We start from the raw sequence: 21,018 nt of genomic DNA on the forward strand, positions 1-21,018 counted from the left end.
ATGAAGAAGCAAATCCTGATCGCCGCCGGCGCGCTGGCAGCGGCACTGTCGTTCAATGCAATGGCAGCGGATACGTATCAGCTCGACCCGACCCACACCTACCCGAGCTTCGAAACCGACCACTTTGGCGGCATTTCGGTGTGGCGCGGCAAGTTCAAGAAGAGCAGCGGCACCGTGGTGCTGGATCGCGCGGCGAAGACCGGCACGGTCGACGTGACGATCGACATGAACTCGGTGGATATCGGCAACGACAAGCTCGACGCCGAACTCGTCACCGACAAGTTCTTCGACGCCGCCAAGTACCCGACCGCGACTTACAAGGGCACGCAGATCCGCTTCGACGGCGACAAGCCGGTGGAAGTGATCGGCACGCTGACGATGCACGGCATCACCAAGCCGGTGAACCTGAAGATCGAATCGTTCAAGTGCTTCACGAACCCGATGCTCAAGCGTGAAGTGTGCGGCACGGAATCGACCGCCACGTTCAATCGCGACGACTTCGGCGTCGACTTCGGCAAGGCCTACGGCTTCAAGATGCAGACCACGCTGCATATCCAGGCCGAAGGTATCAAGCAGTAAGTATCAAGCGGTAGGTTTCACGCAGTAGCGCTGTAAACGACGACGGCCTGCATCGCAGGCCGTCGTATCGATTCACTCCCCTTCCTTTTCTTCAGCCGCCGGTCAGTGTGCGGAAATTGTCCACGCTTTCCGTATAAGTCCCCGTCTGCCCGTTTGCCACCACCGTAATACCGACCGTTGCCGCATTCTGGGCCGTGATGGTTTCGACGGTATCGTTCGTCGTCAGCTGGATGACGCCGGCCTGCACGTCGCCGTTGCTGATCGTAACCGGCGTGGGCGTGTTCACGTTGAAGGCGATCACCGCGTCTGCCGCGTTGATGCTAATACTGCCGCTCGTCGACAAGGTATCCGTGAGCGCATCGGCGCTGTGCACGCGCGAATAATTGAACGACGTGATCGTAATGGTCCCGGTGATGCTGCCCGAGCCCGCCGCCTGCTTGCGGTCGAGCGTGACGGTCGGCGCGCTGGCGGTCGTGGTCGTGACACCGGTTTTTGCGTCGTAAGTCATGGTGTAGCTGACCGTGCCGTTCACCGTGGTCGTGCCGCTGGCGGAGGTCAAGGTCAGCGCATTAGCAGTTTCGATCGCGCTATACGACCAGTCGTTCGTCGTTTTGCCCACCACCCCTTGCACGTTCTGAATCTGCACGCTCACCGTGCCGGTAATCGAAGCGCTGGCCGAGACGCCGGGCGCTTTTACCTGTCCCGAGCACTGATTGAAGCCGATGGTGGCAGCCTCTCCGTTCTGCAGGCCGCTGACTTGACCGCCCGAGCCGGCCGGCGCGCCCTGTACGGCAACGCTGATCGAACCGCTCGCGGGACAGGCCGTGGTGGTATTCGCCGTCGCGGCCGTCACGCCGTTCACGAGCGACTGCACCACCGACGTATAGATGGACGCGACACCCGGCCCGGACAACATGCCGAAAGCGCCCGCATAACGCGCGACGTGTTCGCTCTGCACCGCGGACGAGAGCTTCAGCACGTTACTCGCGGTGCTGCTGCCGCCGCCCGATCCTCCGCCGCCGCATGCGGATAGCAACACGGTTGCAGCCGCAACCACTCCAGTACTGATGATTCGTAAAGTTTGAAACGACATCTTTGCTGCTCCGATTCAGGAAAGCGGCCGCACGCGAGCGGCAACACAGTAAAACGAGATGCGCGCTACGCAAAAAGCGAAATGCAGCACACCTCTCTTCGTCAGACGAATAAAGTCCGCGGAATGCGTACCGTTAACAGCATTACGGGACTCTCGACGAGATGAATTATCGATGCGTGCACAACTTGTTCATCTCTCGAATAGCCCTTTAAAAAAGGCCTATTCTGACTTCAATCGCGATTTGAATCGGCTGTTCGGCAAGACTTACAGGTCATAAATTCCGCTTTACGCATTCGCTAAAACTTGAGCCGGAAGAGCCGCCATAATCACCCGCTGTTCTTCCATTTGAACCGCGTGGTTAAACCGTAAAGTCGCCAGCACGGAAATGATCCTTGTTGGAGACAGTGCGGTGAAACAGGTAAGAAATGCAGCCCTCGCTGCGCTTTTGGTAACGGCATTCACATTCGCCACGACCGGTTCGGTCAGTGCGCAGGAAATCTACGTGCATGGCGGCACGCTCGGTGCGGGTATCGGCGCGGCGCTGCCGCTCACTTCGTGGTCGGGCGTTCACGCGGAAATCGAAGGGCTGGGGTTTTCGCATTCGGTCGATGTCGATGAAAACCGCTACGACGGCCACCTCAAACTTTTGCAGGGCGGCCTGTACCTCGACCTGTTCCCGTTCTCATCGAGCGGCTTTCGCGTGACGGCCGGCGCGCTGCTGAACGACGACGAACTCTCGGCCCACGCGGTGCCGAATGCGCAAGGCAACTACAAGATCGGCGACGACTATGTCCCGGCCGTCGGCGCGGCGCCCTCGGCCACCGCCACGTTGCCGCACGTCATGCCTTATCTGGGTATCGGCTACGGACACAAGCCCGTGTCGAAGGGCTTCGGCCTGACCTTCGACCTCGGCGTCGCCTACGGTCGTCCGCGCGTGTCGTATAACGTGCCGCAGATCTACTCGCTCTTCACGACGCAGGCGAATATCGACAAGGAAGAAAAGGACATCAGCGACAAGGTGTCCCGCTACAAGCTGTATCCGGTGGTCCAGATCGGCGTGACGTATCGCTTCTAGGGCGCCCCGGCGGCCGGTGGCGATGCGCCGGCGCCCGCAGGTGCTTGCCGGCGGAGCAAGGTAAGATGACGGTTTGTCCGGCAGCGCACCGATCCGCTGCCCGCGCCGTCATCTGCTCCCGTCATCCATGAGTTCTGCAAGCCGCTATATCGCGCACCTCGACATGGACGCGTTCTACGCGTCGGTGGAACTGTTGCGCTATCCCGATCTGCGCGGCAAGGCGGTGGTGATCGGCGGCGGCCGCAATGCCGCGCCGCAATTACTCGCGGACGGCACGCGCCAGTACGCGCGCCTGCGCGATTACGCGGGCCGGGGCGTGGTCACGACATCCACTTACGAAGCGCGCGCACTGGGCGTTTTTTCCGCCATGGGCATGATGAAAGCGGCGGCGCTCGCGCCCGAAGCCATCCTGCTGCCCACCGATTTCGAATCGTATCGCCATTATTCTCGGCTCTTCAAAGCCACGGTCGCGACGTTCACCGACCAGATCGAAGACCGCGGCATCGACGAAATCTATATCGATCTCACCCACGTGCCGGGCGATCCGCGCGACACGGCCGCGCGCATCAAGCAGGCCGTCAACGACGCAACCGGCCTCACCTGCTCGATCTGCGTCGCGCCGAACAAGCTGCTCGCCAAGATCGGCTCTGAACTCGACAAACCCAACGGACTCACGATTCTCACGCCCGCCGACGTGCCCCTGCGCGTGTGGCCGCTGCCGGTGCGCAAGGTCAACGGCATTGGGCCGAAGGCGGCGGACAAACTGACGGCGCTCGGACTCGCCACCGTCGGCGATCTGGCGGCAGCGGACGCCGGTCTGCTGCAGGATCATTTCGGGCGCAGCTATTCGGCGTGGCTGATGCAGGTGGCGCAGGGCTATGACGAGCGGCCGGTCGTGGTGGAGTCGGAGCCGAAGTCGATGAGCCGCGAGACCACCTTCGAGCGCGATCTGCATCCGCGTAACGACCGGCCCGCGCTGTCCAGCTCGTTTACCGCTTTGTGCGTGCGGGTGGCGGAAGATCTGGTGCGCAAAGGCTACGTGGGCCGCACCGTCGGCATCAAGCTGCGCTACGACGACTTTCGCACCGTCACGCGCGACCTCACGCTGGATGAGCCGACGGCCGACGCCGTGGAGATTCGTCGCGCCGCGACCGAGTGCCTGAAAAGAGTGGAATTGAAGCGCAAGCTGCGCCTGCTCGGCGTGCGCGTCAGTGCGCTGAGCCCGGCCAATGCGCAGGTACCGCGACAGCGTCTGCCGGTTCAGGCCGACTTGCCCTTCAGCGACGAATAGCCCGCGGCGGCGGTCTGTTCAGCCGCGAGCGCCGCGGCACCCGCATTCACACGTGCCGTCGCCGCAGAATCGCTTTCGACGCGCGACGCCGCAATCGAAAACGCAAACGTATTGATCCCGTTCGCGCTCTCCACCGAGACCGCGCCGCGATGCATCTCCGCAATCGCCTTCACGATGGCGAGACCGAGCCCGTGATTCTCACGGCTATTGGTACGCGAGACCTCCGCGCGATAGAAACGGTCGAACAGATGTTCGAGCACGGCCGGCTCGATCGGGTCGCCCGGATTCGCCACCGCCACGCGCAACTGATCGACGTCGCGCGCAATCGTCACGTTGATCGTGGCGCCCGGCGCGCAGTGCTGGATTGCGTTCATCAGCAGATTGGTACAGGCGCGGCCGAATAGCGAACGGTTCACGCGCGCCATGGCGTCGCCGTGCAATTGCGCGAATACGCGCGCTTCTTCGAGCGGAATCTCCAGAAACTCCAGCGTATGCGCGACTTCCGCCGCGAGCGAGACTTCCACGAGACCCGTCGCGCGTTCGCCCTGATCGGCGCGTGCGAGGAACAGCATGTCGTTGATGATGGCGCGCATGCGCTCGAACTCTTCGAGGTTCGATTGCAGTGTATGGCGCAAATCTTCCACCGAGCGGTTGCGCGTCAGCGCCACCTCGGTCTGACCGATCAGGATCGTCACCGGCGTGCGCAGTTCGTGCGCCACGTCGGCGTTAAACGATTCGAGCCGGCCATACGCGCCGTCCAGACGTTCGAGCGCGCCATTGAAGGAGTTGGCCAGGTCGTTCAGTTCGTGCGGCAACGCGGCCGTATTCAGACGCTGCGAGCGGTTGTTCGGGCTGACCTCGGAGGCTTCGCGCGTCAGACGCGTGAGCGGCGCGAGACCGATGCGCGCCACCGAATAACTGAGCAGCAGCACGGCCAGACTGCCGAGCGCCGACAACGCGGCGAGCGCCGAGCCGAACACGCGCATGGTGCGAACATTGGGCGAATAGCTCGAGGCCACCTGCAACTGCACGGGCGGACGCGCGCCGTAAGCGGGAATCGTCACCATCACGGTGAGCATGTCCTGACCGCCGCCCGGCGGCGACACCCGCGCATAGCCGCCTTGCCAGCTCTTTTGCACGGTGCCCTGAACCGGCGCGCTGTAGTGGAAATACGGATCGGTGCTCGACACGGAATAAACCGTGCTGCCGTCGTGCGGCGTCATATCCGTGAGTTTTTCGCGCGCCATGCGCCATTTTTCCGGCGTGACCGCGTGATAGACGATGATGCGCGCGATCTGCGTGCGGTCGTCGAGCGACTCGCGCAAATGGTGCTCCAGCTGCGTGCGCAGCACCAGAAACAGACCCGTGCCGACCAGCGTAAAGACGAACAGCGCCACGAGGGCGAACATCAACGCAAGGCGGCGGGCGATCGAGCGGTTCATGACTGTTCAGCCTCTTCGCGCACTTCGAGCACATAGCCCATGCCGCGCACGGTGTGCAGCAGCTTGGACGGGAACGGGCCGTCGAGTTTCGCGCGCAATCGCTTGATGGCCGTCTCGACCACGTTCGTGTGACTGTCGAAATTGACGTCCCACACGAGTTCGGTGATCGCCGTTTTCGACAGGATATCCCCCTGGCGGCGAGCCAGCACGCTCAGCAACTGGAATTCCTTGGCGGTGAGGTCCAGACGCACGCCGTCGCGGGTGGCACGCCGTCCGATCAGATCGACGAACAGATCGCCCACGGAAATCAGCGTGGATTCCTGCGAGCGCGTGCGGCGCGCGAGCGCATGCAGACGCTCGACGAGTTCGAGGAACGAGAACGGTTTGGTGAGATAGTCGTCGGCGCCTTCGCGCAGGCCGCGCACGCGGTCGTTCACGTGATCGCGCGCGGTCAGCATGATGACCGGCGTGGATTTGCGCATGCGCAGCGCCTTCAGCACGCTGAAGCCGTCGCGCTTGGGCAGCATCACGTCGAGCACGATCACGTCGTAATCGAACTCGGTGGCCAGATGCATGCCCTCCTCGCCGTCGAGCGCAACGTCCACTACCCAGCCCTGCTCTGTCAAACCGGAGCGCAGGTAGTCCACCACTTTGTGCTCGTCTTCAACGATCAGCAATTTCATGCGCGTCCCCTTGTCCCTGCATTATACGAAACGCCTCGTTTTACTCTTTCCAGTGCGGCCATGCGAGTGCGGCACGGCATCCGCGCGTGTCTAGCGGGCGGGCGCCATCGCCGCCTGCATATCGGTGCTTTTTGCGCCGCTGCCGGTGGTGCGGGTACTGCCGATAGTGCTGGCAGCATTGCCCGGCTGCGCGGGTGTGTCACCGTCCCTGCCACCGTCCCAGCCGCCGCCCAGCGCCTTCACCAGCCCGACCGACAGCGTGAGCTGCTGGCCGTGAATCTGCACGTCCTGGCGCTCGCTGGTCAGGAGCGACTGCTGCGCGGTGATGACGTCCAGATAGGCGACGAGGCCGCCCGAGTAACGATCGTTGGCGAGCGCGAGCAGATGCTGCGCGTCGCTCACCGCCTCGTGCGACTGCTTCGCCGCGCCGTCGAGCACGGACAGTCCGGTGATGCCGTCCTGCACCTGCTGGAACGCGGTGAGCACCGTTTGCCGGTAGTTCGCCTCGGTGGCCTTGTAGCCTTCGCTCGCGTATTGCACGTTGGCGGCGCGCCGCCCGCCGTCGAACAGCACCTGACCGACCGTCGCGCCGAGCGTCCACATCAGCGTCGGCGCGCTCAGCAGACTGGCGAGTTGCGTGCTCTCCCAGCCGATGCCGGGCGTGAGCGTCAGGCTCGGGAAAAACGCCGCCTTGGCCACGCCGATCTGCGCATTCGCCGCCGCCATCGCACGTTCGGCGGAAGCGATATCGGGGCGCCGCTGTAACACGTCGCTGGGCACGCCGAGCGGGATCGCGGGCGCCTGCACGTCGAGCACTTTCGGCGCGACGCTGAACTGCGGCGCGGGCACGCCGACCAGCGCGGCAATCGCATGTTCGAACTGGGCGCGCTGGTTGAGCAGCAGTTGCGCCTGCACGCGAGTCGAATCGAGCAAGGACTTCTGCTGCAGCACGTCGAGGCCGGACACCGCGCCGAGATCGTGCTCGGACGTGACGTAGTCGAGCGCTTTCTGCTGCAGTTGCACGGAGCGGTTCAGCACGTCGATCTCGGCGTCGAGTTCGCGCAGCGAGAAATAGTCCGTCGCGAGGTCGGTGGTGAGCACGAGCCGCGCGTTGGCGAGGTCGTCCGCCGATTGCTGCGCGGACGCCGCCGCGCCTTCCACTTCGCGACGTATACGGCCGAACAGATCGGTGTCGTAGTTGATCGTCGGACCGAGCTGCACGTTGTTCTGCACCGTCGACATGGTCGGCGTGGCGTAATTCGTCACCGGACGATCCTGCGAAATGCGAAAGCGCGAACCGGTCACGCCTAGATCCACTTCGGGTATGCGCTGCGCGCTGTTGTTGGCGAGCGTCGCGCGCGCCTGCGCATAGTGCGCGCTGGCCGCGACCAGCGTCTGATTCTGGGCCAGCGCCTCGCCCTCCAGCGTGGCGAGCGTCGGGTCGCTGAAACTGTTCCACCAGTCGGGCGAAACCGGCGCGTGCGAGGGCGCGGCGACGCGCCAGTAGGAATCCGTTTGCCACTCGGGCGGCACCTGCGCCTCGGGCCGTTGATAGTTCGGCCCTACCGTGCAGGCCGCGAGCGCGGCCACGCCGCCGAGCGACGCAAACGCGCGGCAAAGGCTTCGCGGCTTCACGACGCCCCCTTGGCGTTTTGCTGCGACTGCGCGTTCTGCGGCTGCGTGACCTGCACGTGGTCGCCGTCCGCAATCGAATCGCTCGGGTTGATGATGATCCTGTCGCTCGCCTCGATGCCGCTTTCGATTTCGAGCGACTGCCCGAGGTCCTGCGCAATCACGATCTTGCGCAACTGCACGTTGCCCTTCGCATCCACCACGGCGAGCCGCGGACCTTCCGCGCGAAACAGCAGCGTGTTGCCTGGCACCATGAGTTGCGCGTGCGCGACGGCGGGCACGGCGACCTGCACATAAGCGCCGGGCCGCAGCTTGTCGTCGGGATTCGGCAGCGTCACTTCGATCTGCAGCGAGCGGGTCGGCACGTCGATCGCGCCGGAAATGTGGGTGATCGTGCCGTGGAACTGCTGTCCCGGCAATTCGGCCTGACTCACCGTCACGTTCTGTCCGACCGAGACGTTCTGCGCGTACGCCTGCGGCAGTTGCACATAAACCCGCAACGGGTCGGACTGCGCCAGCGCGAAGAGCGCGCGGCTCGTGCCGCTGCCCGCGTCGATCAGGTCGCCGACATCCACGTTGCGCTGCGTAATCACACCTGTGAACGGCGCGACGATGCGCTTGAACGATTCGAGCTGCTTCAGGCGCTGCACGTTGGCGTCGGCGGCGGCGAGATTGGCGACGTCCTGCGAATAAGTGCTTTGACGTTCGTCGAGTTCCTGCTGCGAAACCGCGTCGCGCTGACGCAACTGTTGCCAGCGATCCAGCGAGCTTTTGGCAAGCGCCAGGCTCGAACTGGTTTGCTGACGCTGCGCGAGCGCCTGGGCAAGCTCCTGATCGACTTCGGGTGTATCCAGCTCGGCGAGCAGCTGGCCCTGCTTCACGCGCGCGCCGATATCGGCGTACCAGTGCAGCAGATAACCCGTCGAGCGCGCGTAAATGGGCGACTCGACATTGCCGCGCAAGGTGCCCGGCAACAAGGTATTGCCGCCGCCCTCGGCTTGCGTCGGGCTCACCACGTTGACGTATTGCGTGGCGTTCTGCTTCGTCGTTTCGGCCACCGAACGATTTTGCAGCATGTCGGCGATCACCGTGCGCAACGCGCCGACGGCAAGCAGGGCCAGCACGATCCAGATCGCGATCTTCGCGCGTTTCCATTCGCGATTACGCGGCGGCAAAGCGTGCCCGCTTTCGTTTTCTCGCACGGGAATCGCCAGCGATGCATGAGTTTTTTCGGTCATCTCAGTCAGCCATCCAGTCTGCTATTTCACTCATTCGTCATGCACGGTTACGCGGGCTTGCCGGCGCCGTGATCGGGCGCGGGATCATGCGGCCCATGCTTACCGCCGCTATCGTCGTTGCCATTGTCGTTATCGTGGCCGTCGTCGCGCGCGTTGCGTCGATGGGCGAGCCGGTTATGAATGCCCGCGAACACGATCGGCACGAAAAACAGCGTCGATATCGTCGCGAACAGCAGGCCGCCGATCACCGCGCGTCCGAGCGGCGCATTCTGCTCGGCGCCCTCGCCCAGACCCAGCGCCATCGGAATCATGCCGATGATCATCGCGAACGCCGTCATCAGCACCGGACGAATCCGGCTCGCGCCGGCTTCGAGCGCGGCGGTCAGCGGCGGCGCCCCGGCCGAAAGACGCTGACGCGCGAACGCCACCATCAGAATACTGTTCGCAGTCGCGACGCCCATCGTCATGATCGCGCCGGTCAAGGCCGGCACGCTCAGATGCGTGCCCGTCAGGAACAACATCCAGACGATGCCCGCCAGCGCCGCGGGCAACGCGCTGACGATGATCAGCGGATCGACCCACGACTGGAAGTTCACCACGATCAGCAGATACACCAGCACGATCGCCATCGCCACGCCGATGCCCAGACCGAAGAACGAACTGCGCATGGTCTGCACCTGGCCGCGCACGGTGATCTGGCTACCGCGCGGCAAGGAAGCGCGCACGTTGCTCACGAGCTTGTCCACCTGGTTGGCGACGCTGCCGAGATCGCGCTTTTCGACGCTCACGTACAGGTCGATCACCGGACGGATGTTGTAGTGGGTGACTTCGGCGAACTGGGTTTGCGGAGCGACCCGCACGAGGTTGCCGAGCAGTTGCGTGGGCCCCGTCGCGGACGCCGACACCGGCGTGCGCAGCAATTCGTCGATCGACGAAATCTGGTACTGCGGCGTTTGCACGGCGACGTTGTACTCCACCCCGTTGCGACTGTTGAACCAGAAACCCGGCGACGTTTGCGAGCTGCCCGACAGGGAAATGAGCACGTTTTGCGCCACGTTGCTCGCGCTGAGATTCAACTGCTGCAAACGCGTGCGATCCATCTGAAGATTGATCGCAGGCTCGTCGAGTTTCTGCTGGATGTGCGTGTCGACGGTGCCGGGAATCAGGCGCACCTGCTTCATGAGCTTGCGCGCCACGTCGAAATTGCCCTGCTGGTCGGCGCCCGAAATCTGCACGTCCACGGCGGCCGGCAAGCCGAAGTTGAGAATCTGCGTCACGATATCTGCCGGTTGAAAAAAGAACTCGACACCGGGGAAACGCTGCGGCAGAAGCGCGCGCAGTTTGTCCATATACATCTGCGTGGGCTTGTGGTCTTCGTTCAGCGCCACCTGAATTTCGCCGTCAAGCGTGCCGATCGTGCCCGAATTGCTGTACGAGAGGTTGATACCGCTATACGGCAAACCGAGGTTGTCGAGAATCGTGCCCAGTTCTTTCGCCGGCACGACTTCACGAATCACCTTCTCGACTTCGTCCGCGAGACGCGCGGTTTCCTCGATCCGCGTGCCCGTCGGCGCGCGCATGTGCAGGCGAATGTCGCCCGCGTCCACACTCGGGAAAAAGTCTTCGCCGAGCACGAAAACGAGGCCCATCGACACGACGCAGAAGGCGAGAAACACGCTGCCGAATACGCCGCGGCGCACCAGCAGACTGCTGAGAATCACGATATACGCCCCGCGCATGCGCTCGAAACCCTGATCGAAGCGATGATAGAGACGCATGAACAGATTCGGCTTCGCGTCGGGCTTCGGCTTGTGCGCGTGCCCCATCAGCAGCATGGCGAGGGTCGGCACGAGCGTACGCGAGAGCACGTACGAAGCGAGCATCGCGAACACCACGGCTTCGGCGAGCGGCACGAACAGATAGCGCGCCACGCCGGTGAGGAAGAACATCGGCACGAACACGATACAGATACATAACGTGGACACCAGCGCGGGAATCGCGATTTCGCCCGCGCCGTCGAGAATCGCGTCATGCAGATTCGTGCCCATATGCAGATGCCGTTCGATGTTCTCGATCGTCACCGTGGCATCGTCCACCAGAATACCCACGGCGAGCGCGAGGCCGCCGAGCGTCATGATGTTGATGGTCTGGCCGAGCGCATGCAGCGCGATCAGCGAAGAGAGAATCGACAATGGAATCGAGATCGCGATGATGCAGGTGCTGCGCCAGTTGCCGAGGAACAGCAGGATCATGGCTGCGGTGAGCGCCGCGGCAACCAGCGCTTCGCGCACCACGCCCTGCACGGCCGCTTTCACGAACACCGACTGATCGAACAGCGGCGTGATGTTCAGATCCGGCGGCAAGGCCGCGCGCGCATTCGGCAGCAGGTTATGCAGCGTATTGACGATGGATAGCGTGGACGCGCTGCCGTTTTTCAGTACCGACATCAGCACGCCGCGATGCCCGTTCTGACGCACGATATTGGTCTGCGGAGAGAAACCGTCGCGCACGTGAGCGACTTCACGCAGATAAGTCGTGGCGCCGTTGAGCGTGCGCACCGGAATATCGTTGAGCCCTTCCACCGTGGCGGGCGAGCCGTTCATGTTGATCGTGTATTCCTTCGGCCCGATCTTGGCTGTACCTGTCGGCAGGATCAGGTTCTGCGCATTGAACGCGCTGACCACGTCGGACGGCGTCAGGCCTTTCGCCAGCAACGCGCGCGTGTCGAGGTCGACGGAGATCAGCCGCGATTTGCCGCCGTACGGATAGGGCACGGAGGCGCCGGGAATCGTCACCAGTTGCGGGCGCAGGAAGTTCAGCGCGGTGTCGTTGAGCGCCTGCTCGGAGAGCTTCGGGCTCGATAGCCCCAGCTGGATCACCGGAATGCTCGACGCCGAGTAGCTGATCACCAGCGGCGGCGTGGCGCCCGGCGGCATCTGCTTCACCTGCGCCTGTTCGACGGCCACCGTCTGCGCGATGGCGGTCTGGATGTTCGCATTAGGCTGCAGGAACACCTTGAGAATCGTGATACCCGCGAGCGACTGCGACTCGATGTGCTCGATGTCGTTGACGGTCGTGGTCAGACTCCGCTCGTTGACCGACGTGATGCGATTGGCCATGTCTTCGGCAGACAGACCCGTGTAAGTCCAGATGATACTGACCACCGGAATATTGATTTCCGGCAGGACGTCGACCGGCGTGGTCAACAGCACGAACGGCGTTGCCAGCAAAATCAGAATGGCCATCACGATGAACGTGTATGGCCGCTTCAACGCTACGTTGACGATCCACATGAAACGCGCCCGAGAGAATGCAGGTAGGAAATTCTGAGTAGGGGTGAATCGGTGCTTATGCTAGATCGGTAGCACCAACGCCTGCATGGCGCGAAAATGGCGAATTTGTCAGGAAGGCGAATGTAAGGGGAAATGGGCGTCGAACGGAGCGCCGAACGGCATGATGAGTGGCATGACGACATTCGCGTCGCAGCGGCCTGGCAAACGTTTGGCAGCGCTACGGCGGCTCAAAAGCAAGGCGCTGGCGAAGGCAGCATTGCACTGCATGAAGCGCTTCGAAGTAATTCTAATAAGAATATCCGGAGCGTGCAGCGAAGCTTCAAAACAGCAGGCGCTAAAAAAACAGGGCCGGCGCCTCATGCGAGGCGACCGGCCCGTTTCGTTGCAACGTCAGCGCTTATTTGGCGAACAGCGATGCCATGTCTGCGAACGCCTTGAATTCCAGCGCGTTGCCCGACGGGTCGAGGAAGAACATGGTGGCCTGCTCGCCGACTTCGCCCTTGAAGCGCACATGCGGTTCGATGATGAAGTCGATGCCGGCTTTCTGCAGCTTGTCGGCCGCGGCCTGCCATTGCTCCATCGACAGCACCGCGCCGAAATGGCGCACCGGCACGGCGTCGCCGTCGACCTTGCTGGTCTGCCGATGCCCCACTTCGTCAGGCGAAAGATGCGCGACGATCTGATGGCCGTAGAAGTTGAAGTCGACCCAGTCCGGCGAACTGCGCCCTTCCGGACAGCCGAGCAACTCGCCATAAAACTCGCGCGCGGCCGCGAGGCTGTGCACGGGGAACGCCAGATGGAACGGCGGCAAAACGGTTTGGTCAGCGCTCATAGGAAACTCGCAGGGAGAGTGAGGTTTTCGACGTAACGGCCCGCGCCATTCACGTCAGGCGGACTGGGGCGGACCGGGCAATATGAAGCGGATTTTAACCATGATTAAAAATGGTGAAAAACGATATATATTTGATCTGACCATCAAAAATATCGATCAATCCAGTCATGCTCAGCGAACTCAGAACCTTCATCGCCGTCAGCCAGTACGGCACGTTTTCCGGCGCGGGCGCGCACATCGGCCTCACGCAGTCGGCCGTCAGCGCGCAGATGCAGCGTCTCGAAGACGAACTCGGTTTCGCGTTGTTCGACCGCACCGGCCGCTCTGCCACGCTCAACGACGCCGGCCGCGAAACGCTGGCGCTCGCCGAAGAAATCATGACGCTCTACGCGAGGCTCTCCGAGCGCGGCGCGGGCGCCGCCGAGAGCGGCATGCTGCGGATCGGCGCCATCGCGTCTGCGCAGGTGTCGTTTCTCGCCGACGCGTTGGCGCATTTTCGCGTCGACCGTCCGGGCTGGCGGATTCGCGTGACACCGGGCGTCTCGCTCGGCCTGCTCGGCCAGGTGGATTCGGGCGAACTGGACCTCGCGGTCATCATCAAGCCGCCGTTTGCGCTGCCGTCCGAACTGGAATGGCGCACGCTCGTCACCGAGCCGTTCGTTCTGCTCGTGCCCAAGGCGCTGGCGCGCGGCAAACCCGCCTGGCGCGATCTGCTGCGCAGCGAGCCGTTCATTCGTTACGACCGCGGCTCGTTCGGCGGAAGACTGGTCGACCGCTTCCTGCGGCGTGCGCGGCTCAACGTGCACGATGTCATCGAACTGGACGAATTGCAGGGCATCGTGCAACTGGTCGCGCGCGGTATCGGCGTGGCGCTGATTCCGAATGCAGCGGGACTCGGCAAATGGCCCGCGCAGGTCGCGGCCATCGAACTCGGCGACGCCACGTTTCACCGCGAAATCGGCCTCGTGCAGCGGCCGCGTCATAGCCGTCAGACGATGGCCGGCGCGCTCGCAGACTGCATCGGCGCGGCGGCCGGAGATTGAAACAGGCGTTCGCGTCCCGGCAAGCCGGGCCGCAGGCCAGATTGTGCTGCCGCACGGGCGCGAAACTGTATCTGTGAGCTTCGGCCAAGGGCGCGCAGAATCGTCGCTCGCGCCCGCATTTGCGTATGCCTTTGCTTTTGCGTTTGTGTTTCCACGCTGTGCGCCCACGACACCGCACAGTTGCCCTTCGCCCGGCTCCCGAGGTTCCCGCCATGATTGCCAGCCCGCTCGTCACCGCCGACGTCCTGATCGCCTATAGCGCCTATTTCGTCGGGACGGCCAGTCCCGGACCGAGCAATCTCGCCATCATGTCGCTGGCGATGAGCGCCGGCCGCAAATCCGCGCTCACCTTCGCGCTCGGCGTCATGTCCGGCTCGTTCTTCTGGGCGTTGCTGGCGTCACTCGGTTTGTCGGCGGTGCTCGCCACCTACTCGGAATGTCTCGTGGCAATCCGGATTGCCGGTGGCCTGTATCTGCTGTGGCTGGGCTTCAAGTCGGCGCGCTCGGCGTTCGGCGCGCAAAAGCCGCTCGCCACGAACAACGGCCGCGACGAATCGCTCAAACGTCTGTATTTGCGCGGTCTGCTGTTGCACCTCACCAACCCGAAGGCCATTCTGGTGTGGCTCTCGATCGTCTCGCTCGCCATGTCGCCCGCCGGCGGCACGTCGCACACGCAGCAAGTCGTGCTGGGCTGCATGCTGATCGGCGCATGCGTGTTCAGCAGCTACGCGGTGCTCTTCTCGACCGGCTCCGCGCGCCGCATCTATCTGTCCACGCGGCGCTGGCTGGACGGCTCGCTTGCGGTGATGTTCGGCATCGCGGGCATCAAGCTGCTCACGTCGAAAAACTGAACGCCCGGCAGAACGGGCGCGCTGTGCCCGCATGACTTGCCCGCGTTGTCTGAGATACTGTCGCTTCACTATCGAAGCGGACCCATCATCACGATGACAGGCGGCAGCAACCCGAATCCGGCGGCACGACACTCGCCCCTGCAAAAGCGTCTCTACCTCGCGGGCATGCTGATCGCCGTCGCCGGAGTGATCGCCGGCGCGCTCATCTACCTCACCACGCCACCGGTCGACCCCGCCATCTCGCAGTACGCCATCGCCGACCCGCGCTATCAGATCGAACTACAGCAGATCGGCGGCAACATGGCGGTGCTGATGGCGCAGTTTCATCAATGGTTCGACAGCCTCTGGCATGGCGCGCGGCTCGGGTGGACGGTGGCCGTGCTCGGTATCGCCATTGCGGGCGCCTGCTTTTTCGTCGGGCATTTCTTCGCCTATGACGATTCGCACGACGCGCACCGCGACTGACACGCCCGCCCGCCGGCTCAATGCGCGCCCGTGAGCGGCGTGCCGGACTGCTCCACCCCTGCCGAGCGCAGCGCTTCGTGCAAGGTGCCGAAAATACAGCCGGCGCCGACGATCGGCGTAATGCCGTGCCGGTCCATATCCGAGCGCAGATAGCGGTTCACACGCGCGAAGATCACGCCGATGCCGCTGGCCTTCAGGTTCTCGCACAATTCGCCCACTGAGCGCGCCGCCGAATAATCGAGGTCGGTGATGGCGGCCGCGTCGATCACGAACCAGTGCACCGGACTCGGCGCGGCCGCAATCAGACGGCGGGTGTCGTCGACGAAAAAATGGTCGTTGGCATAGAACAGGTCGGCGCCGAAGCGATACACGATGAGCCCCGGCGCGGTCTGCATGCCCGGCACGGCCGGCACCGGCACCCAGACGCCGTCGTCGCCCGGCGCGAGGATCATCGTGTGCGGACGGTAGCTGTGCCGCACGTGGCGCAGCAGCGACAGCGCCACGGCCACCAGAATGCCGTGCTCGACGCCGATCAGCACCACCGCGGCCGCCGTGAACACCGCCAGCGTGAATTCGCCGGGGCTCTCCGTGCGAATCGCAAACAGCGTCTTCAGTTTGATCAGCCCGACGGCAATCGTGAAGACGATGCTGGCCAGAATGCAGTGCGGCAGATATTGCAGAAAGCGGCTGAAAAACAGCAACACGACCACCACCACCAGCGCGAAAACGACTTGCGCGAACTGGCTGCGCGTGCCGGCGAGATCGGCCATGGCGGTTTGCGTCGGACTGCCGTTCACCACGAACGCGCCGCTGAAAGCGGCGGCGGCGTTGGCGGCGGCAATGCCGAGCAGGTCGGCGTTGGTGTCGACCGCTTCGTGATAGCGCTCCGCGAACACGCGGCTCGCGGCGGCGCTTTGCGCGACGATCATCACGAAGCAGGACGCCGCCACCGGCAGCAGATCGAGCAACTGCTGCCACGTCACCGAGGGCATGGCGAGCGGCGGCAGGCCGCCCGCGACCGGCCCGAGCACGGCGATACCGTGGGCGGAGAAGTCGAACAGATCGCTGGCGGCGATGCCCGCCACCACGGCGATCAGCGGCACCGGCACGCGCGGCAGGAAGCGCTTGCACACGAGGATGGCCGCCACCACCAGCAACGAAATACCGAGCGTGGGCAGATCGATGCGCGGTGCCTCGCGGATCACCAGCAGCAATTGATCGACGCTGCGCGACGCGTGGCCGGGTACGCCGGTCATGTCGCCCAGCATGGCAATGCCGACCTGCACGCCGACACCCGCGAGAAAGCCCACGAGCACCGTGCGCGAGAGGAAGTCGGCGAGAAAGCCGAGTTTGAAGACGCGCGCGATCAGCAGCAAGGCAGCGGTGAGCAACGCGACCATCGCCGCGAGCGACGCATATTCGACGCTCGACGGCGGCGCCATGGTCGAGAGACGGCTGGCGAAAATGGTGGCGGTGGCGGAATCGGCGGCGACGACGAGATGACGCGAAGCGCCGAAAAACGCGAAGGCGACGAGTGGTAGAAAAACCGTATAAAGCCCGGTCACGGCGGGCATGCCGGCAATGCGCGCGTAGCCGAGCACCTGCGGAATATCCATCGACGCCAGTTGCACGCCGGCCAGCGCATCGCGCGCGGCGGAGGCCCGGCTCAAGGGCAGAATGCCCTTCAATACGCTGAAACGCTGGGTGATGCTTGCCAGAACGCTGGCCGGAGATTCCTGCATGCGCGATGCCGTCCGAAGCTGAGGTTATCGCGCATCGTGCCGCGACTCGGCGCACAAAAGCAAGGTCAGAAGAAAGACGTCGACCAAAGACGTTCCTTCATCCGGACACTGACTCGCCTTGCCGGCCGGGCGCCGGCAACACCCCAACCTGCGAGCGCGCGTTTGAAATCAGCGCTTGAACTGTCCTGTCACCGGATCCACATGCCGCGCGAAACTGAACAGCGCCGCAATGCCGAACGGACAGGCGATGAAAAAGAAGGTCAACATCTCGCACCCCGCAACAGTAACAACTTGTTACTCCAAGTTTAAGCGATGCATGGCGAATCAAGTGCGAGGAAAACCGCAAAACACTGTTGCTTTGGAATGAAACAACTAATCTCCAGGCGGGCCGCGAGCGAGCCTGCCGGCGCCTCGAACCCGCGTCCGTCGGCCACACCCGTATAATCCCGCATGACCCGAATCTCCCACTGCCTCTGCACGCCCGCGGCCATCCGCCGCCGCGTCGCAGCGCGCCGCCTCGTGGCGGTCGCATGAAAACACCCAAACGTCTGCTCCCGCTCGTCGAAGAAGGCCTGATCGACGAAGTGATCTCGCAACTGATGAGCGGCAAGGAAGCCACCGTCTACGTGGTGCGCAGCGGCGACGACACGCGCTGCGCCAAAGTCTACAAAGACGCCAAACAGCGCAGCTTCCGCCAGGCCGCTTCTTATCGCGAAGGCCGCAAGGTCAAGAACAGCCGCGAGCAACGCGCGATGGAAAAAGGCAGCCGCTACGGCCGCGAAGTGCAGGAACAGGCGTGGCAGAACGCCGAAGTCGATGCGCTGTTCCAGCTGGCGAACGCCGGCGTGCGCGTGCCGCAGCCCTATATCTGCACCGACGGCGTGCTGCTGATGGAACTCGTGACCGACGCCGACGGCAATGTCGCGCCGCGTCTGAACGACGTGGACATGAGCGAGGCGCGCGCGCTCGAACTGCACGCGCGGCTGCTGACGGAAGTGGTGCGCATGCTGTGCGCCGGCATGATCCACGGCGATCTGTCGGAGTACAACATTCTGCTGGCCGCCGACGGCCCCGTGATCATCGACCTGCCGCAGGCGGTGAACGCCGCCGGCAATCTCGAAGCGCCCGCCATGCTGGAGCGCGACGTGAGCAACCTCGCGGCGTATTTCGGCCGCTTCGCGCCGGCGCTGCTCGACGCAAGCTACGGCAAGGAAATCTGGGCGCTTTACGAAGCCGGCGCCCTGCACGTGGAGAGCGAACTGACCGGCCGAGTCGAACTCGACACCACGCCGATCGACCTCGAAGCCGTGCTGCAGGAACTCGAAGACACGCGTCTGGAAGAAGAGGCGCGTCTGCGTCACGAAGCGGCGTTGCGCGGCGAGTCCTGAGCAGTTCGCGTCGCGTTCGTTACGTCAGGAAATGCCCGCTTTCGTGGGCTTTTTCACCGCTTTTTCAGCGCTTTTTCAGCCTTTGCGGCCTTCGCCGCTTTTGCGTCTCTCGAAGCAAGCAGAGCCGCCGATGGCACCGGTCCGACCGATTCGCGCATCGTCACCGTGATCGGAAACTCGCGGAAAATTTCCCACGTGGTGCGGTAGCACTGATTGACCAGCCAGCGAACGGCGTTCTGCGTGAGTTCCGCTGTCGGGATATGCACCGAGGTGAGTCCGGGCGCCGCGTAAGCGGCGGAATAATCGTCGTCGTAACCGATGACCGACACTTCGGCGGGCACCGAAATGCCCGCCTGGTGAAAACGCGCGAGCACGCTTACCGCCATCGTGTCGTTCGCGCAGAACACGCCCGTGAAGGGCCGCTTCGAGTCGAGCAGCGTCTGCGCGGCGGCGTAGCCGCCTTCCGGCGAGAAGTCCGATTCGATCAGGATCACGTCGTCCTGCATGAGGCCCGCGCGGGCGAGTTCGGCGAAAAAGCCTTCGAGCCGCGCCTGGTTGTCCGACGCCGTGGACGGCCCGGAAATCACCGCGATCTCGCGATGGCCGTGATCGAGCAGCGTGCGCGCCGCCAGTTCGCCGCCGTGCCGGTGGTCGGCGCAGAAAGACGCCTCGGGCAACTGGTCGAAGGCACGGTTCAGAAACACCATTTTCGGGTGCATCTTGTGCAGCATGATGAGGTCTTCGTCGTGCAGATCATGACTGATGACCACCACGCCGTCGCAATCGCGGCCGATCAGGAATCGCACGGCTTCGATCGCCTGCTCGCGCGGCGAGGTCTCGCCGCAACCGGTGGCGACCACCACATGCCGGCGCACAGCGCGCAATTCGGTATCCGTCTGCTTGAGAATGGTGCCGTAATACGAGCCGAAAAACGTCGGCACGAACAGCCCGACCATGCCGAGCGACTGCGTGGCCATGGCGCGGCCGATCGACGACGGCCGGAAATTCAATGCCTCGATCGCGGCCTTCACGCGCGCGGCGGCGTCGGCGGAAATCGGCCCCTTGCCGGATATGGCACGCGACGCAGTCGACATGCCGACTCCGGCGAGTGCCGCGACATCCTTGAGTGTTGCCACGCCCTTCTCCGGTCAAACCCTTGTTATATCCATCACGCGAACGGCCTTGGCCGCCCGCGCCATCACTCGACGCGCTACAGACGCGCGCCGCCCGCTTCGTCGAACAGCGACACGTGCGCGCCGTCGAACCGGAACGCCGCGGTGTCGCCTACCGACACCGGCGCTTTCGTCTGATCGATCGACGCGATCTGAACGCCATGATAGTCGAGCCAGACGACGCGGTGGTTGCCCATCGGCTCGACCAGCGAGACGCTCGCGCGCTCGGACGCCCCTGCGCTGTCGCCCAGATGCACGTCTTCGGCCCGCACGCCGAGCACGCACGGCAGGCGGTCGGCCGGCGCCGCCTTGAACGGATAGCCCGAGACGTCGAAGCGGTGCTGCGGCGTGCAAAAGTATAGCGAGCCGTCGTGCCTTTGCAGCGTACCGTTGAGCAGATTCATGGCGGGCGAGCCGAGGAACGTGGCGACGAACAGATTGTCCGGTTTCGCGTAGACCTCGGCGGGCGTGCCGAACTGCTGGATCACGCCGCCGCGCATCACCGCCATGCGGGTGGCGAGCGTCATGGCTTCCACCTGATCGTGCGTGACGTAGATCATGGTGGCGCCGAGCCGCTGATGCAGTTGCTTGAGTTCGCGGCGCAGTTCGGTGCGCAGCTTGGCGTCGAGATTGGAGAGCGGCTCATCGAACAGGAACACGTCGGCTTCGCGCACGATCGCCCGGCCGATCGCCACCCGCTGACGCTGGCCGCCCGAGAGTTGCGCCGGTTTGCGCTTGAGCAGCGGCCCGAGTTGCAGCATCTCGGACGCGCGCGCCACGCGCCGTTCGATTTCCGCCTTCGGCGTGCCGTTGATCCGCAGCGCGAACGACAGATTGCGCTCCACGCTCATGGTCGGATAAAGCGCATACGACTGGAACACCAGCGCGATGCGCCGGTCTTTCGGGTCCGCCCAAGTCATGTCTTCGCCGGCAATCTCGATCGTGCCGTCCGTCACGTCGATCAGGCCCGCGATGCTGTGCAGCAACGTGGATTTGCCGCAACCGGAAGGCCCGAGCAGCACGACGAATTCGCCTGCCCGCACGTCGAGATCGAGATGTTCGATCACGGTGTTGGCGCCGAGCTGGATCGTCAGGTCGCGCACCGACACGTTGGCCGGCTGCGTCAGATCGGCCACGCCGGCTCGTTCCGCGCGTTTCGAGGCGTCGGCGATATCCACCACGTTAGCGAAATGTGTCAT

General features: G+C 63.8%; 17 protein-coding genes. 7 read left to right on the forward strand and 10 right to left on the reverse strand.

What is annotated here, in order from left to right:
- Positions 1-579 (forward strand): YceI family protein, encoded by a 579-nt coding sequence (locus tag P3T18_RS20080; protein WP_429301709.1) that lies wholly within the window; start codon positions 1-3, stop codon positions 577-579.
- Between the two features lie 91 nt (positions 580-670).
- Here P3T18_RS20080 and P3T18_RS20085 read toward each other — a convergent pair whose 3' ends face one another.
- Positions 671-1,672 carry a hypothetical protein gene (locus P3T18_RS20085; RefSeq protein WP_429301710.1) on the reverse strand — a complete coding sequence of 334 codons (1,002 nt, stop codon included), beginning with the start codon at positions 1,670-1,672 and terminating at the stop codon, positions 671-673.
- Positions 1,673-2,057: 385 nt separating this feature from the next.
- Between P3T18_RS20085 and P3T18_RS20090 the strand changes: the two genes are divergently transcribed.
- Positions 2,058-2,747, forward strand: coding sequence for a hypothetical protein (locus P3T18_RS20090; protein ID WP_429301711.1), 690 nt, complete (start codon positions 2,058-2,060; stop codon positions 2,745-2,747).
- Between the two features lie 127 nt (positions 2,748-2,874).
- Entirely contained in the window at positions 2,875-4,038 is a 1,164-nt protein-coding gene (gene dinB / locus P3T18_RS20095; RefSeq protein WP_429301712.1) for a DNA polymerase IV, read from the forward strand.
- Here the strand turns inward: dinB and P3T18_RS20100 are convergent.
- The 6 genes from P3T18_RS20100 to P3T18_RS20125 form a co-directional block, all read right to left on the reverse strand.
- Positions 4,008-5,480 (reverse strand): heavy metal sensor histidine kinase, encoded by a 1,473-nt coding sequence (locus tag P3T18_RS20100; RefSeq protein ID WP_429301713.1) that lies wholly within the window; start codon positions 5,478-5,480, stop codon positions 4,008-4,010. The genes dinB and P3T18_RS20100 overlap by 31 nt on opposite strands.
- Entirely contained in the window at positions 5,477-6,163 is a 687-nt protein-coding gene (locus P3T18_RS20105; protein ID WP_007176723.1) for a heavy metal response regulator transcription factor, read from the reverse strand. The genes P3T18_RS20100 and P3T18_RS20105 overlap by 4 nt, the downstream gene beginning before the upstream one ends.
- A gap of 90 nt (positions 6,164-6,253) precedes the next feature.
- Positions 6,254-7,798, reverse strand: a complete 1,545-nt coding sequence (locus tag P3T18_RS20110; RefSeq protein WP_429301714.1) for an efflux transporter outer membrane subunit — start codon at positions 7,796-7,798, stop codon at positions 6,254-6,256.
- Positions 7,795-9,033, reverse strand: coding sequence for an efflux RND transporter periplasmic adaptor subunit (locus tag P3T18_RS20115; RefSeq protein WP_429301715.1), 1,239 nt, complete (start codon positions 9,031-9,033; stop codon positions 7,795-7,797). The genes P3T18_RS20110 and P3T18_RS20115 overlap by 4 nt, the downstream gene beginning before the upstream one ends.
- Positions 9,034-9,080: 47 nt before the next feature.
- Positions 9,081-12,326: an efflux RND transporter permease subunit gene (locus tag P3T18_RS20120; RefSeq protein ID WP_429301716.1), complete on the reverse strand. Its 3,246-nt coding sequence runs from the start codon at positions 12,324-12,326 to the stop codon at positions 9,081-9,083.
- A gap of 397 nt (positions 12,327-12,723) precedes the next feature.
- On the reverse strand, positions 12,724-13,158 hold the full coding sequence (locus P3T18_RS20125) for a VOC family protein (protein WP_429301717.1): 435 nt from the start codon (positions 13,156-13,158) through the stop codon (positions 12,724-12,726).
- Between the two features lie 167 nt (positions 13,159-13,325).
- Between P3T18_RS20125 and P3T18_RS20130 the strand changes: the two genes are divergently transcribed.
- From P3T18_RS20130 to P3T18_RS20140, 3 genes are all read left to right on the forward strand, one after another.
- On the forward strand, positions 13,326-14,201 hold the full coding sequence (locus tag P3T18_RS20130; RefSeq protein WP_429301718.1) for a LysR family transcriptional regulator: 876 nt from the start codon (positions 13,326-13,328) through the stop codon (positions 14,199-14,201).
- A 212-nt stretch (positions 14,202-14,413) separates the two neighbouring features.
- Positions 14,414-15,052 carry a LysE family translocator gene (locus P3T18_RS20135; RefSeq protein ID WP_429301719.1) on the forward strand — a complete coding sequence of 213 codons (639 nt, stop codon included), beginning with the start codon at positions 14,414-14,416 and terminating at the stop codon, positions 15,050-15,052.
- A 45-nt stretch (positions 15,053-15,097) separates the two neighbouring features.
- Complete coding sequence (locus tag P3T18_RS20140) at positions 15,098-15,517, forward strand: hypothetical protein (protein ID WP_429301720.1); 420 nt, start codon at positions 15,098-15,100, stop codon at positions 15,515-15,517.
- Positions 15,518-15,534: 17 nt separating this feature from the next.
- On the opposite strand, the gene P3T18_RS20145 is transcribed toward P3T18_RS20140, so the two are convergent.
- Positions 15,535-17,259, reverse strand: a complete 1,725-nt coding sequence (locus tag P3T18_RS20145) for a SulP family inorganic anion transporter (RefSeq protein WP_429301721.1) — start codon at positions 17,257-17,259, stop codon at positions 15,535-15,537.
- Between the two features lie 530 nt (positions 17,260-17,789).
- On the opposite strand from P3T18_RS20145, the gene P3T18_RS20150 reads away from it, so the two are divergent.
- Positions 17,790-18,647 (forward strand): PA4780 family RIO1-like protein kinase, encoded by an 858-nt coding sequence (locus P3T18_RS20150; protein WP_429301722.1) that lies wholly within the window; start codon positions 17,790-17,792, stop codon positions 18,645-18,647.
- Between the two features lie 53 nt (positions 18,648-18,700).
- On the opposite strand, the gene P3T18_RS20155 is transcribed toward P3T18_RS20150, so the two are convergent.
- On the reverse strand, positions 18,701-19,783 hold the full coding sequence (locus P3T18_RS20155; RefSeq protein WP_429301723.1) for a LacI family DNA-binding transcriptional regulator: 1,083 nt from the start codon (positions 19,781-19,783) through the stop codon (positions 18,701-18,703).
- Positions 19,784-19,857: 74 nt separating this feature from the next.
- Positions 19,858-21,018 (reverse strand): ABC transporter ATP-binding protein, encoded by a 1,161-nt coding sequence (locus tag P3T18_RS20160; protein ID WP_429301724.1) that lies wholly within the window; start codon positions 21,016-21,018, stop codon positions 19,858-19,860.

The organism is Paraburkholderia sp. GAS199 (genome assembly GCF_050436585.1).
GTDB lineage: Bacteria > Pseudomonadota > Gammaproteobacteria > Burkholderiales > Burkholderiaceae > Paraburkholderia.